General features: G+C 70.7%; 11 protein-coding genes and 1 tRNA gene. 4 read left to right on the top strand and 8 right to left on the bottom strand.

Going from position 1 to position 13,921, the window contains the following annotated elements:
- Nucleotides 1-32 precede the first annotated feature (32 nt).
- From BLQ61_RS15515 to BLQ61_RS15505, 3 genes are read right to left on the bottom strand one after another with little or no spacing between them, the layout of a single operon-like run.
- The gene (locus BLQ61_RS15515; protein WP_091572341.1) at nucleotides 33-1,499 is read right to left on the bottom strand and encodes an efflux transporter outer membrane subunit; all 1,467 of its coding nucleotides are present in this window, start codon (nucleotides 1,497-1,499) and stop codon (nucleotides 33-35) included.
- 19 nt (nucleotides 1,500-1,518) lie between these two features.
- Entirely contained in the window at nucleotides 1,519-4,665 is a 3,147-nt protein-coding gene (locus BLQ61_RS15510; protein ID WP_091572338.1) for an efflux RND transporter permease subunit, read from the bottom strand.
- Between the two features lie 27 nt (nucleotides 4,666-4,692).
- Nucleotides 4,693-6,033, bottom strand: coding sequence for an efflux RND transporter periplasmic adaptor subunit (locus BLQ61_RS15505; protein ID WP_091572412.1), 1,341 nt, complete (start codon nucleotides 6,031-6,033; stop codon nucleotides 4,693-4,695).
- Between the two features lie 178 nt (nucleotides 6,034-6,211).
- Between BLQ61_RS15505 and BLQ61_RS15500 the strand changes: the two genes are divergently transcribed.
- From BLQ61_RS15500 to BLQ61_RS15490, 3 genes are all read left to right on the top strand, one after another.
- Nucleotides 6,212-6,832: a TetR family transcriptional regulator gene (locus BLQ61_RS15500; protein WP_091572336.1), complete on the top strand. Its 621-nt coding sequence runs from the start codon at nucleotides 6,212-6,214 to the stop codon at nucleotides 6,830-6,832.
- A gap of 75 nt (nucleotides 6,833-6,907) precedes the next feature.
- Nucleotides 6,908-6,983 (top strand) — tRNA-Arg (locus BLQ61_RS15495).
- A gap of 79 nt (nucleotides 6,984-7,062) precedes the next feature.
- On the top strand, nucleotides 7,063-7,815 hold the full coding sequence (locus BLQ61_RS15490) for a tyrosine-protein phosphatase (protein ID WP_175488316.1): 753 nt from the start codon (nucleotides 7,063-7,065) through the stop codon (nucleotides 7,813-7,815).
- 74 nt (nucleotides 7,816-7,889) lie between these two features.
- Here the strand turns inward: BLQ61_RS15490 and BLQ61_RS15485 are convergent, their stop codons facing one another.
- Nucleotides 7,890-8,360: an HU family DNA-binding protein gene (locus BLQ61_RS15485; protein WP_091572330.1), complete on the bottom strand. Its 471-nt coding sequence runs from the start codon at nucleotides 8,358-8,360 to the stop codon at nucleotides 7,890-7,892.
- Between the two features lie 217 nt (nucleotides 8,361-8,577).
- Between BLQ61_RS15485 and BLQ61_RS15480 the strand changes: the two genes are divergently transcribed.
- The gene (locus BLQ61_RS15480; RefSeq protein ID WP_091572328.1) at nucleotides 8,578-9,315 is read left to right on the top strand and encodes a PhaM family polyhydroxyalkanoate granule multifunctional regulatory protein; all 738 of its coding nucleotides are present in this window, start codon (nucleotides 8,578-8,580) and stop codon (nucleotides 9,313-9,315) included.
- 385 nt (nucleotides 9,316-9,700) lie between these two features.
- On the opposite strand, the gene BLQ61_RS15475 is transcribed toward BLQ61_RS15480, so the two are convergent.
- The 4 genes from BLQ61_RS15475 to BLQ61_RS15460 form a co-directional block, all read right to left on the bottom strand.
- Nucleotides 9,701-10,819: a peroxidase-related enzyme gene (locus BLQ61_RS15475; protein WP_091572325.1), complete on the bottom strand. Its 1,119-nt coding sequence runs from the start codon at nucleotides 10,817-10,819 to the stop codon at nucleotides 9,701-9,703.
- Complete coding sequence (locus BLQ61_RS15470; RefSeq protein WP_091572322.1) at nucleotides 10,816-12,282, bottom strand: NAD(P)-binding domain-containing protein; 1,467 nt, start codon at nucleotides 12,280-12,282, stop codon at nucleotides 10,816-10,818. The genes BLQ61_RS15475 and BLQ61_RS15470 overlap by 4 nt, the downstream gene beginning before the upstream one ends.
- A gap of 18 nt (nucleotides 12,283-12,300) precedes the next feature.
- A complete protein-coding gene (locus tag BLQ61_RS15465; protein WP_091572319.1) occupies nucleotides 12,301-13,299 on the bottom strand; it encodes a Bug family tripartite tricarboxylate transporter substrate binding protein in 999 nt (332 codons plus the stop codon).
- Between the two features lie 125 nt (nucleotides 13,300-13,424).
- On the bottom strand, nucleotides 13,425-13,832 hold the full coding sequence (locus tag BLQ61_RS15460; protein ID WP_091572316.1) for a YXWGXW repeat-containing protein: 408 nt from the start codon (nucleotides 13,830-13,832) through the stop codon (nucleotides 13,425-13,427).
- Between the last annotated feature and the right edge of the window lie 89 nt (nucleotides 13,833-13,921).

Genomic DNA, 13,921 nt, shown 5'->3' with positions numbered 1-13,921 from the left:
TAGGAGCCGTCCCCCCACGGCCAGCCGCGCCTTCAGCGTGGCGCGACCGTTCCGGCGGCCAGGGTCTCATAGGTCATGGCGGGGTTCCAGCCGCCGCCCAGCACCTTGTACAGCGCCACCTGGTTCTGCAGCCGCTGCAGCTGGGTGCCGACCAGCGCCTGCTGGGTGGCGAACAGCGAGCGCTGCGCGTCCAGCACGTCCAGGTAGCTGGCGATGCCGTTGCGGTAGCGCAGATCGGACAGTTCCAGCCGCTTGGCGTCGGCCTCGGCCTGGGCACGCTGCGCCTGCAGCTGCTCGCTCAGGGTGGCGCGGCCGGCCAGGGCGTCGGAGACCTCGCGGAATGCCGTCTGGATGGATTTCTCGTACTGCGCCACGGCGATCTCGCGGCCCACCCGCGATGACTCCAGGTTGGCCTGGTTACGACCGGCGTCGAACAGCGGCAGCGCCAGCTGCGGCGCCAAAGAGAACGCCCACGAGCCGCCCTTGAACAGGCCCGACAGCTCGTCGCTCACGCTGCCCACCGACGCCGTCAGCGCGATGCGCGGGAAGAACGCCGCCCGCGCCGCGCCGATGTTGGCGTTGGCACCGCGCAGAACGTGCTCGGCCTGCCGGATGTCGGGGCGGCGCTGCAGCAGTTCGGACGGCAGGCCGGCGGCCAGCGGCTGCATGGGCGCGGCGCTGTCCAGGCGCGACGAGGGCAGGCTGGCGCGGATGTCCTCGGGCAGGCTCTGGCCCAGCAGCAGCACCAGGGCGTTCTCGTCCAGCAGGCGCTGGCGCTGCTGCTGAGCGTAGGTGGCGCGCGCAGCCTCAGCCAGGCTGGCGGCCTGGCGGTTGTCCAGCTCGGAGCTGACGCCGTTCTCCAGCCGCAGCCGCGTCAGCCGCACCGATTCCTCGCGCGTGGCCAGGGTGCGGCGCGAGAGGTCCAGCAGTTCCTCGTCGGCCAGCAGGTTCAGCCAGCCGGTGGCCACGGCCGCCACCAGGCTGATCTGCGCGGCGCCGCGCGCCTCGGTGGTGGCCAGGTACTGTTCCAGCGCCTGCTCCTTCAGCGCGGCGATGCGGCCGAAGAAGTCGATTTCCCAGGCGCTGATACCGACGCCGACCTGGAAGGCGTTGCCGTAGCGCCCGGTGGCAGGGTTGGGCTGGCGCGTGGCGCTGGCCACGCCCGACAGCGTCGGGTACTCGTCGGCGCGGCGGATCTGGAACTGCGCGCGCGCCTGCTCCACATTCAGCAGCGCCAGGCGCAGGTCGCGGTTGTTGCCCAGCGCCATGCCGATCAGGCGCTGCAGGCGCGGGTCGGTGAAGTAGTCCTGCCAGGCGATGTCGGCCGCGGCGGGTGCGTCGGCGGCGGCCTGCGGGTCGGCCAGCGCGTAGCCGGCCGGCACCGGCGCGGCCGGGCGCTCGTAGGTGGGGATCAAGCTGCAGCCTGCCAGCGCCAGCGCTGCCGATAGGGATGAAAAAGTACGGAAGCCCTTGTCGTACTTGCGTGAGTAGCTATGCATTTTGATGTTCCCGGAAAATTCAACCGTTGTTCTGATGCTGCTGGGCCGTCAGCGCATCATGCTCGCGCTGGCGCGCGCTGCCCTTGAAGAAGCTGCGCACCAGCACGAAGAACACGGGCACGAAGATCACTGCCAACACCGTGCCGGCGAGCATGCCGCCGATCACGCCGGTGCCGATCGCGCGCTGGCTGGCCGAACTGGCGCCCGAGGCCAGGAACAGCGGCAGCACCCCCAGCGTGAACGCCAGCGAGGTCATGACAATGGGGCGGAAGCGCAGGTGCGCCGCCTCCAGCGCCGCCTCGACCACGCCCTTGCCCTGGGCTTGCAGGTCCTTGGCGAACTCGATGATCAGGATGGCGTTCTTGGCCGACAGGCCGATGATGGTCACCAAGCCGATCTGGAAGTACACGTCGTTGGACAGCCCGCGCAACAGCGTCGCCAGCAGCACGCCCAGCACGCCCAGCGGCACCACCAGCAGCACCGAGAACGGAATCGACCAACTCTCGTACAGCGCCGCCAGGCACAGGAACACCGCCATCAGCGAGAACGCATACAGCACCATGGCCTGCGAGCCGGCAAGCTTTTCCTCGCGCGACTGGCCGGTCCACTCAAAGCCGAAGCCCTGCGGAAGTTGCTGCGCCAGGCGCTCCATCTCCTGCATAGCGTCGCCGGTGCTGTAGCCCGGCGCCGGGCCGCCGGAGATCTTCATGGCCGGATAGCCGTTGTAGCGTACGGTCTGCATGGCACCGGTGATCCAGCGCGTGCTGGCGAAGGTGGACAGCGGCAGGCTCTGGCCCTGCTTGTTCAGCACCGGCAGCGCGAGCACATCCTCGGGCTGCATGCGCGCCGGCGCGTCGGCCTGCACCACCACGCGCTGCAGCCGCCCGGCGTTGGGAAAGTCGTTCACGTAGGCAGAGCCCAGCGCCGTGGACAGCGCGGTGGTGATGCTGTCGAACGACACGCCCAGGGCGTTGGCGCGGTCGCGGTCGATGTCGATCTGCATCTGCGGGGCGTCCTCCATGCCGTCCGGGCGCACGCCAGCCAGCACCTTGCTCTGCGCGGCCATGCCCAGCAGCTGGTTGCGTGCGGCGATCAGCGCATCGTGGCCCTTACTGCCGCGGTCCTGCAGGCGGAAGGTAAAACCCGAGGCCACGCCCAGCTCGGGAATGGGTGGCGGACTGATGGCGAAGATGAAGGCGTCGCGGTAGCCAGCCAGCGCCTTGTTGGCGCGCTGGGCCAGGGCCTCGGCCGAGTGCTCGGTGCCGCTGCGCTCGCTCCAGTCCTTGAGGGTGATGAAGGCCAGGCCGGCGTTCTGCCCCTGGCCCGAAAAGGAAAAGCCCGAGACCGCCACGATGTTGGCCACCTCCGGCTGGGCCATGGCGAACTGCTCGACCTGCGCCATCGCCGCCTGCGTACGTGCCAGCGAGGCACCGGGCGGCAACTGCACGTTGGCAATCAGGTAGCCCTGGTCCTCGTTGGGCAGGAACGAGGTCGGCAGGCGCGTGTAGACCAGCGCCGCCACCGCGCCCAGCGCCAGGTAGATGACCATCATGCGCCCACCCCGGCGCAGCATGCGCGACAGGCCGGACTCGTAGCGCTGCGTGGTGCGTTTGAAGCCGCGGTTGAACCAGCCGAAGAAGCCGGTCTTGTCGTGGTGGCCTTCCTGCACCGGCTTCAGCAGCGTGCCGCACAGCGCCGGCGTGAGCGACAGCGCCAGGAAGGCCGAGAACGCGATGGAGGTGCCCATGGTGGCGGCGAACTGGCGATAGATGTTGCCGGTGGAGCCGGCGAAGAAAGCCAGCGGCACGAACACCGAGATCAGCACCACCGTCACGCCAACGATGGCCCCCGAGATCTGCCCCATCGCCTTGCGGGTGGCCGGCAGCGGCGCCAGGCCTTCCTCGCTCATGATGCGCTCGACGTTCTCGACCACCACGATGGCGTCGTCCACCACGATGCCGATCACCAGCACCATGCCGAACATGGTCAGCACGTTGATGGAGAAGCCCATCGCCAGCAGCGCGCCAAAGGTGCCCAGCAGCGCCACCGGCACCACCACCGTGGGGATGACGGTGTAGCGCAGGTTCTGCAGGAACAAAAACATCACCAGGAACACCAGCACCACCGCCTCGATGAGCGTGTGCACCACCTTCTCGATGGACACGGCGACGAAGGTCGAGGTGTTGTAGGGGACGGTGTACTTCACCCCCTGCGGAAAGTAGCGCTGCAGCTCGTCAAGCTTGGTGCGCACGGCGCGCGCCGACTCCAGCGCATTGGCGGTGGACGTCAGCTGCACCGCCATGCCGACGGCCGTCTGGCCGTTCACGCGCGAGCTGGCGCTGTAGCTTTGCGCACCCAGTTCGACCCGCGCCACGTCTTTCAGGCGCACCGTGGAGCCGTCGGGGTTGGCGCGCAGCACCACGTTGCCGAACTGGTCCGGCGTGGTCAGCTGTCCCTTGACCACGATGGTCGCCGAAGTGCCCTGGCCGGGCACGCTTGGCAGCTCGCCCAAGTTGCCGGCGGCCACCTGCACGTTCTGCGCACGGATGGCGGCCGTGACCTGGTCCAGCCCCAGGTTGAAGCCCTTGAGCTTTTCCGGGTCGACCCAGACGCGCATCGCCAGCTCGGCGCCGAACTGGTTGATGGAGCCGATGCCGGGCAGGCGCTGCAGCTCGGGCACGACGTTGCGCGCGGCGTAGTCGTTCAGCGTGTCGATGCCCAGATTCGGGTCGTCCGAGGTCAGCACCGCCATCAGCAGGAAGTTGGAGCGCGACTTGTCCACGCGCACGCCCTGCTGCGTCACCGCCGCCGGCAGGCGCGGGGTGGCACGCGACAGGCGGTTTTGCACGTCCACCTGCGCCAGGTCGGCGTTGGTGCCGGGCTCGAAGCTCAGCGAGATCGAGCCGGTGCCGTTGGCCTGGCTGGTAGTCTCCATATAGGCCAGGCCGGCGGCGCCGTTCATCTCGCGCTCGATGACGGACAGCACGCTGTCTTCCAGCGTCTGCGCGGTGGCGCCGGGGTAGGCCACGGAAATCTGGATGGTGGGCGGCGCCACCGAGGGGTACTGGGCCACTGGCAGCTTGGTGATCGACACCGCCCCCAGCACCATGATGAAAATCGCGATCACCCACGCGAAGATGGGGCGCTCGATGAAGAACTTGGCCATGTGCCGCGCTCCTGAAGTCTGATGCGGTTACCGCTGCGCGGCGGCAGGGGTGGCGGAGCCGGCGGCCGTTGAGGCCGGGGCAGGCGCGGCGGACGTTGCCGGTGCGCCTGGCGTTGCCGGTGCCGGCGCGGCGCCAGACTTCGCTCCAGCCGGTACTGGCGTACCGTTGCCGTTGCGCTGCCATGGAACGGGCTGCACCACCACCGGCTGGCCCGGCTGGGTGCGCGGCAGCTTCTGGAAGCCGTCCACCATCACCCGCTCGCCGGCCTTCAGGCCTTCCAGAACCACCCAGTCATTGCCCTGCGCCGGTCCCAGCTTGACGCTGCGCGGCGCCACGTGGTTCTCGGCATCCACCACCATCACGCTGTCGCCGTGCGCCGAGCGCGTCACTGCTTGCTGCGGCAGCAGCACGCCATCCTGCACCTGTGCCTGCTCCAGGCGCACGCGCACGTACAGGCCCGGCAGCAGCGAGCGATCCGGGTTGGGCACCTCGGCGCGCAGCGTGACCTGGCCGCTGGTCGGGTCCACCGTCAGGTCGGTGAACAGCAGCCGGCCCTTGCGCGCATGCACGCTGCCGTCTTCCAGCACCACGCTGACCTCGGCCGCGCCCTTGGCGGTCTGCTGGTACTTGCCGCTGGCCACGTCGGCGCGCAGGCGCAGCGCATCGGCGGCCGACTGGGTGAAGTTGATGTACAGCGGGTCGATCTGCTGGATCACCGCCAGCTCGGTCGCCGAGCCCTGGCCGACCAAGGCGCCTTCCGTGACCAGCGAGCGGCCGATGCGCCCGGAGATCGGCGCGGTGACGGTGGCGTAGCCCAGGGTGATGTCGGCCGTCTTCACGGTGGCGCGGGCCGCGGCCAGGTTGGCCTCGGCGGTCTTCTGCGCGGCCACGGCGTTGTCGTACTCCTGGCGGCTGATGGCATTGGCCTCGACCAGCGGGCGGTAGCGTTCGGCTGTCGCCCTGGCCTGGCCCAGCGTCGCCTCGGCCTGCGCCACGCTGGCGCGCGCCTGTGCCAGGTTGGCCTGGTAGGGTGCGCTGTCGATCAGGAACAGCTTCTGCCCGGCCTTGACTTCGCTGCCCTCGGTGAACAGCCGCTTTTGCACGATGCCGGCAGCGCGGGCGCGCACCTCGGCCACGCGCGAGGCCTCCAGGCGGCCGGGCAGCTCGGTGACCAAGCCGATCTCGCCCGGCTGCACCGTCACCACACCCACCTGGGCCGCCTGCATGGCGGCAGCCCCCGCAGACGGCGCCGCGGCGTCGTCCTTCTTGCCGCAGGCGGACAGGGACAGGGCCGCGGCCAGCACCAGCGCGGCGGCGGACAGGGGACGGAATGGGGCGGTTGCAGGCACGAGATTCAGGCGGTGCATGAAAGACATCCTTGGGCGAACGGACAGACGTTCGAAGGGGCCGGGGCGCCCGCGCTGGGGCCCGGAACCGGGAAATGCGGTGATTCGCAAAACCGCGGATTGTACATACATTCGTGAATGTATAATGACAACGTGATCTTCCGGCCTCGCCGGAGGTGTTTTCAGGAGGGGAGCCACCATGGCACGACGCACCAAGGACGACGCCGAAGCCACCCGCCATGCCTTGCTGGACGCTGCCGAGCGCGTGTTCTATGAAAAGGGCGTGGCGCGCGCGTCGCTGAATGAAGTGGCCCTGACCGCCGGCGCCACGCGCGGCGCCATCTACTGGCACTTCAAGGACAAGCTGGACCTGTTCAACGCCATGATGGACCGCGTCACGCTGCCGCTGGAGATGGTCTGGAATGCCAGCGAGATGAACGAATGCGCCTGGCCGCTGCAGCGTCTGCGCGCCGTCATCGGCCAGCTGCTAGCGACCTTCGAGGGTGACGACCACATCCGCCGGGTGTTCGAGATCGCCATGTACCGCGTGGAATACGTCAGCGAGCTGAGCGACGTGCGCGAGCGCCACCTGGCGGCGCATGCGCGCTTCCAGGCACTGCTGGCCAATGACCTGACGCAGGCCGCACAGGCCCAGCAGGTCGAGCTGCCGATGGGCGTGGACGCCGCTGCCATGGGCCTGCAGGGCCTGTTCGACGGGCTGCTGCAGTCCTGGATCCTGGGCGGTGCGCCGTTCTCGCTGACCAGCGTCGGGCGCCAGGCGGTGGACGTGTATTTGCGCGGCCTGGGCCTGAAGCTGTGAGGCGCATGCGATAATGCGCGGCTCGTTCGGTGCCCTGCCGCACGCAGCAGGCGCACCGCGCTGCAAACACCTCCAGCGGCTGTAGCTCAGTGGATAGAGTATTGGCCTCCGAAGCCAAGGGTCGTGGGTTCGATCCCCGCCAGCCGCGCCACATTTCCCTCCTCGCCCCGCACCATGCCCCGCGCTGCCGCCGCATGGCGCGCGCGGCGCGGCGGCATTCAGGGCAGGGCATGACCACACTTCCCCGCAGCGTCGCACTCAGCGGCGCCTCCAACTTCCGTGACCTCGGCGGCTATGCCGGCCTGGACGGGCGCACGGTGCGCTGGCGCCGGCTGTTCCGCTCCGACCATCTGGCAGCCCTGACGCCCGAGGACACGCGCGCCCTGTCGGGCCTGGGGCTGGCGCGCGCGCTGGATCTGCGCGGCACGCAGGAACGCGCCGCCCAGGCCTACGCGCTGCCCGACGTGCGCTACCACGCGCTGCCCATCGAGCCGGTGGTGGCGCAGCGCGCGCAGGAGATGGCTGCCACCGGCCAGGCCATGGACGCGGCGCTGGCGCGCCGGCTGATGCACGACACCTACCGCGCCTTCGTCGCCGACAACGAGGCGCAGTTCGCCGCGCTGTTCGAACACCTGCTGCAGGACGACTCGCCGCTGGTGTTCCACTGCACCGCCGGCAAGGACCGCACCGGCTTCGCCGCGGCACTGATCCTGCGCGCCCTGGGCGTGCCGCAGGATGTGGTGCTGCACGACTACCTGCTCACCAACGGCCTGTACCGGCGCCCGGCGGTGCTGCAGGGTTCGGCGCCGCCGGAGGTGCTGGACGTGATCTGGCGCGTGCAAGCCGACTTCCTGCAGGCCGCGTTCGATGCGCTGGAGCAGGAGCATGGCAGCCTGCAGCGCTACCTGGAGCGCGCGCTGCGCCTGGACGAGGCGGCACGCGCGCGCCTGGGGCAGTTGTACCTGCAAGCGCCCGGCGCCTGATAGCTGCGCCCCAGGAACGCAAAAAAGGCAGCCGCGCGGGCTGCCTTTTGCGTTGGGCCAGGGCGGCGCTGCCGTCAGGCGGTCGCGTCCTTGAGCTTCTTCAGCGCGCGGGTCTTGATCTTGACCGACGCCGGCTTGGCCGGGAACCAGCGCTCCTCGCCCGTGAACGGGTCCTTGCCGAAGCGCTTCTTGCGCGCCTCGACCTGCTGCAGTGTGACCTTCAACAGGCCAGGCAGGGTGAACTCGCCCGAGCCCTTCTTGTGCACCGACGCCAGCATCGCGCCTTCCAGCGCCGCCAGCACGGCCTTCACGCCCTTGGGCTCGACGCCCGACTGCTCGGCCAGGTGCGCGACCAGCGAGGTCTTGTTGAAGGGGTCCTTCACCGGCTTGATGGCGGCAGGGGCCTTCTTGGCGGCGGCGCTGGTCTTGGCGGGCGCGGCCTTCTTGGCGGCGGCCGTCGCCGTCGCCTTTTTCGCGGCGGCTGCCGGCTTCGCGGACGCGGCCTTCGGGGCCGGGGTGGCGGTGGTTTTCTTCGCAGTTGCCATGGTGTCGAATGCTGGTGTTGGTTGCTGTTGGACAGGCCAGCCGGGGCTGGTGCGCGGATTCTAGGTCGTGTTCCCGCGCGCAGCGTGCCGGCCAAAGCCGGCAAACGGCGCAAAACCGCGCTTTTTGCCGCTTCTGGCGGCTGCCGCGCGGCCTGGCAAGGCTTTAAGCTGGCGCGTGGCGCGCATCTGCGCATCCAGGCCATCACAAGGAGCCTCCATGAGCGACGACACATCTCCCTTCGGCTTCGGGCGTTTCGTGCCCGGTTTCGACTTTCTGCAGAGCCTGGCGCGCGGTGCCGCGCCGGGCGCCAGCGCGATGCCTGGCTGGGTGGCGCCCACCGCCAGCGTGCAGGAGCTGGACCGGCGCATCCAGGAGCTCAAGACCGTGCAGTTCTGGCTGGAGCAGAACGCGCGCGCGCTCGCCGCCACGGTACAGGCGCTGGAAGTGCAGAAGATGACCCTGGCCACGCTGGCCGGCATGAACGTGGCGATGGGCGACATGGCCGCGGCCTTCAGCGGCATGGGCGCGGGCAGCAGTGCAGGCACGTCAGCTTCGCCTCCCGCTGCGGCGCCGGCCGCCGTAACCAGCCCGGCGCCGCAGCCCGATGCCGCCGCGCCGGCGCAATCGCAGGAGGGCAGTGGCGAACGGCCGGGCCTGGCCGATCCGCTGCAATGGTGGGGCGCGCTGACCAGCCAGTTCCAGCAGATCGCCACGCGCGCGCTGCAGGACACGGCCACGCAGCAGGCGGCCTTCGACGCCACGCGCGAGATGGCCAGCGGCGCCATGAAGGCCGCCGGCGACATGGCGGCGCAGTGGGCGCAGCCGGGCCAGGAAGAGACGCCGGAGGCGGGCGCCGCCGCCAAGCCCCCGCAGGCGCGTGCGCCGCGCGCTGCCGCCCCCACGCCCGCCACAGCGCCGGCGCGCAAGCCGGCCGCGAAGAAGCGCGGCGCCTGAGCGCTGCGCTGCTGCGCCGCGCCGCGGCACAGGGCCCGGGGACCACAAACCGGTGCTGGCAGGCGCCACGCTGCCGGTTTCAGGTGTTTTCCGGCTCTAGCCCTGATAAATAAAGGGCCTGCAGCTATTCTTCCAATAGCATTCGCGGGCGGCTGGCCGGCAGACGCGAAACGCTGCCAAGGCGCGCGCGCTCTGCGACTGCCGCGCGTGTCAGTTATCCACCGCGCTGCGCGCCACACGCATCGCATGCAACCGGCGCGCCCCATGCGCGGGTAGCCGCGCAAGGGCCGCCCCGCCGCGCTGCGCTAGCGCCCCCTGCCCGCAGCGCGCAGCGCTGCGAGAGCGGGGGAAGGCCCGAAGGGACTCAGTGGGGTGTGGTTTCATTTCAAGCCTGCGCCGGCAGCACCGCCTCGCCCAGGTTCAACATCAGCCTGTTGGCCCAAGCGAACAGGGCGATGGCGTGCACCGTGTCCAGCAGCTCCAGGTCGGACAGGCCGGCCGCGCGCAGCGGCGCCAGGTGCTGCGGCCCGAAGGCGCCGGGCGCGCGCGTCAGCGCCGCGCTGGCCTGCACCAGGGCGCGCTCGCGCGGGTTGGTGCCGGCGCTGTCCGGGTCTTCGAAGATCTGCGCGATCACGTCGTTGCGCTTGGCCAGCTGCTCGAAGCGCTGGGCGTGCACCGAGGCGCAGTACACGCAGCCGTTGATGCGCGAGACCACCGTGGTGGCCACCTCGCGCTCGGCGCGCGGCAGGCCGCCGGGCGCGTACATGATGGCGTTGAAAGCCTGCGAGCGCTCGGCCAGCACCTGCGGCTGGTGCGCCAGCAACAGGTAGAAGTCCGAGGTGCGCGCCTTGGGATGGCTGGCGTCCAGCACAGCGATCTGCTCGGCGCTGGCGTGCTGCGGGTCAAGCACCGGCAGCCAGGCTTTCCAGTCCAGCGTCTCGCTGGTGTAGCCGGCCCGGCGCAGCGGCTGGCCCGGCGGCGGCAGGTTGGCCGGGTGCACGAAGGGCGCCTCGGGCGCGGCGGCCGGGGCTGGCGCGGCACTGTCGGCCGGCCCGAGCGCGGCCAGCGCCGCCACGCCGGCCGCCACGCGCGCCTGGAAGGTGACGAAGCCGATCAGCTGCGCCAGCAGCACCACCTCCGGCACCGGCAGACCGGCATCCGTCAGCGCCTGCAACGCGGCGCGGTCGGCGGCTGCCGGATCGGTGGCCAGCAGGTGCGCGAAGTGCCGCATGGCCTGCCAGCGCGCGCCGTCCACGGGCTGCGGCGGCTGCGGCCGGGCGTAGTGCGCGGCCAGCGCTGCCACGCCGCTGTCGGCGGCCACGGCCTGCGCCACGGCCAGGCGCTCGGGCAGCGGCAGGCCGGCGCCCTCCAGCGCCGGGCCCAGCAGCAGATCCTCGCAGGCCTGCGTGGCGGCCACGGCCTTGGCGCGCTGCTGGCGCGCGGCCTGCACCTGGGGGGCGTCGGTGTCCAGATGGAAGAGGGTGGCGATGGTGTCGTGGGTCATGTCGGCGGCAGGATGCGTTGGGCGGTGTCGGCGGGCGTCCATTCGTCGCCCAGCAGCTCGGGCTCGGCATAGGCCTGCAGCGCGGCGAAGTGGTGTTCCACGTCCTCGGCGTACAGCAGGCCGGCGATGCCGCTGGCCAGGCGCCGGGCGCCGTCGCTGATGGCCGGGATATCGCCCGAGACGGTGCCGTGCGACAGCGCCGCGGGGTAGCAGAAGCAGTGGATGTGCGCGAGGCCCGGGCAGGCGCCGGGGGTCTTCTCGCGGAACTCGAATGTCGGCCCCAGGTCGGGCGAGTCGAACAGCTCGCGGTCCTCCTCGCCGGGCGCGGGCACATGGCGCTCACCCCACAGGCGCACCTGGTGCGCGAAGGGGGCGAACTCGGGTTTCTGCGCCCAGTCGATGGCGAAGCCCGTGGCCAGCACCAGGAAGTCGAAGGCAAAAGTGCCCTGGCTGGTGGCTACGTGCAGCGCGTCGCCCACCTGCGCCACCTGCTGCACCGCGCAGCCGAAGTGGAAGTGCGCGTGAGTGTGGCGCGACACGCGCAGCGTGCTGCCGCGCGGCGGCGGCACCTGGGTGGCGTTGATGTAGTGGCGGATGCGCCACTTCCAGGCGTCGGGCAGGCCGTGGTGCCCCTGGGTCAGGCCGGGCACGCCCGAGCCCTTGGACTTGTTCACCGTGGGCATGGCGGCGCGCCGCGCGATCAGGTCGACGCTGGCGGCGCCGCACTCCAGCGCGGTGCCGGCGCTGTCCATGGCCGACGAGCCCATGCCGACGACGCCCACGCGCTTACCGGCCAGGGTGCGGTAATCGAATACATCCGACGAATGCGCCCACAGGCGCCCGCGCGCCGCGGGCGGCAGGCCGTCCATGAATGGCGGGATCTGCGGCCCGCCCAGGCCGTCGCGCCCAGTGGCCAGCACCACGCGCCGCGCCCACCAGGTGGCGGCGCCGACGGGCGACCGAACGTCCACCTCCACCAGGCCGTTCGTGCGCGGGTGCACGGCCAGCACCTCGTGCTCATTGCGCACATCGGCTTCGGTGACGCGGCGGTACCAGCGCAGGTAGTCCATCCACTGCAGGCGCGGGATCTTGTCCAGCGCTTCCCAGGCGGCGGCGCCCCACTGCGCCTCGAACCAGGCGCGGAAGGTGAGCGAGGGCACGCCCAGGGCGGGGCCGGTGAGCTCCTTGGGCGAGCGCAGCGTGTCCATGCGCGCCGTGGTCGCCCACGGGCCTTCGTGGTCGCGCGGGGCTCGGTCCAGCAGCACGGCGGCGATGCCCTGCTGCGCCAGCGCCATGCTGGCTGCCAGGCCGGCCTGACCGGCGCCGATGATGAGCACGTCCACCACCGGCTGGCCGGCGTGCGTGCGCGGCGGCAGCCAGGGCCGGGCGCGCCAGTTCAGGGTCAGCAGGTCGTGGCGCACGCGCGCCTCGAGCGCGGCCAGCGAAGCGGGAGAATCGGTCATGGAAAGGTCACCCGAAGATCAGTCGATGCTGATTTTCGCGTCCTTCACCACCTTGGCCCACTTGGCGCGGTCCTTGTGCACCGTCTGGCGGAACTGCTCGGGCGTTTCGATGCGCAGCGTGTTGCCCTGCGATTCGAAGCGCTGGCGCACCTCGGGCTGCTGCAGCACGGTGCGGATGGCGGCGCCCATCTTGTTGACGATGGCCGCGTCCGTGCCCTTGGGCGCGAAGACTCCGAACCAGATGGCGCTGTCGAAGCCCTGCGTGCCCGGCACGCCGCTGGCGGCGATGGGCGTGACTTCCTTGACCGCGGCCACCGGCTGCGCGGTGGTCACGCCCAGCAGGCGCACCTTGCCGCTTTTGTAGTGCGGCAGCACGGTTTGCACCTGGTTCATGATGCAGCAGGTCTCGCCGCGCAGCACTGAGGTGATGGCCTCCGGGCCGCCCTTGTAGGGCACGTGCACCATGTCCAGGCCCAGGCGCGCGTTCAGCTCGGCGAACGCCATGTGCGTGCCGGTGCCGTTGCCGGTGGAGGCATAGTTGTACTTGCCGGGGTGAGCCTTCACCTGGGCAACGAACTCCTGCAGGTTCTTCACGTCGATCACCTTCGGATTGATGGTGAGCACGTTGGACACATCCACCAGCGGCGCCACCGGCACGAAGTCGGCCTCGACGTCGAACGGCAGGTTCTTGTACAGCGCGGCGTTGCTGCCGTGCGTGGCGGCCGTGCCCAGGCCGAAGGTGTAGCCGTCGGGCTTGGCGCGCGCGACGTATTCGCTGGCGATGTTGCCGGCAGCGCCTGGCTTGTAGTCGATGATCAGCGGCTGGCCCAGCTGCTGCTGCAGCGGCTCCTGCACGGCCCGCGCCACCACGTCCACGCCCGAGCCGGCCGGGAAGGCCATGATCAGCGTGACGGGCTGGCTGGGCCACTGGCCGGAAGGCTGGGCCGATGCAGTGGCGGCGGCCAGCGACAGGGCGGCCAGGGCTGCGCCGGTGCGCAGGCGGGAAACGATGGGCATGTGCGTTCTTTCCAAAAGGGCAGATCCCGCGCCTGCAGGCGACGCGGCGTTCAGGACGGCCATTGTGGAGAAATGCACATTCGGGCGCGCTATATGGTTATGAAGCCGGCTGGCGCGCCCCCCTGTCAGTAGCGATAGGGGTTGTTCGGGCGGCGGTCGTGGCGGTTGGGCACGCCGTCGCCGTCGCCGTCGCGGTCCCAGCGGCCGGCGGCATAGACCCACTGGCCGTTGCGCTGGTGCCATCCGGGCTGCACGTAGCGCTGACCGTGGCGCACGCGCACCCACTGGCCCGGTACCCAGACATGGCGGCGCCCGCGCCATTCCCAGTGGCCCTGCGACCAGACCATGCCGCGGCGTGCGGCCGGAACGCGCTCGTAGCGCGGCGCCGGGGGCGGCGGCACCACGTAGCCGGGCTGGGCGCCGGTCTGGATGACGACGGTGGCATTGGACGCGGCCTGCGCGGCGCCGGTGACCAGGCCCAGGGCGAGCGTCAGGGCGGCGCAGGCGGTGGTGAGGGGGAGAGTGCGTGCCATGGGGTCCTCCTTGTTGGATGGCGATGGAGCCATGGTCGGAAGGTTGCGTCAACGGCCATGCAGCCCAAGGTTGCCGGCAAGCGAAACAA

Origin of the sequence: Oryzisolibacter propanilivorax (genome assembly GCF_900103645.1) — a bacterium.
In the GTDB taxonomy this organism is placed as follows: Bacteria; Pseudomonadota; Gammaproteobacteria; order Burkholderiales; family Burkholderiaceae_C; genus Melaminivora; species Melaminivora propanilivorax.
This window is presented reverse-complemented; position numbering and strand designations above follow the sequence as displayed.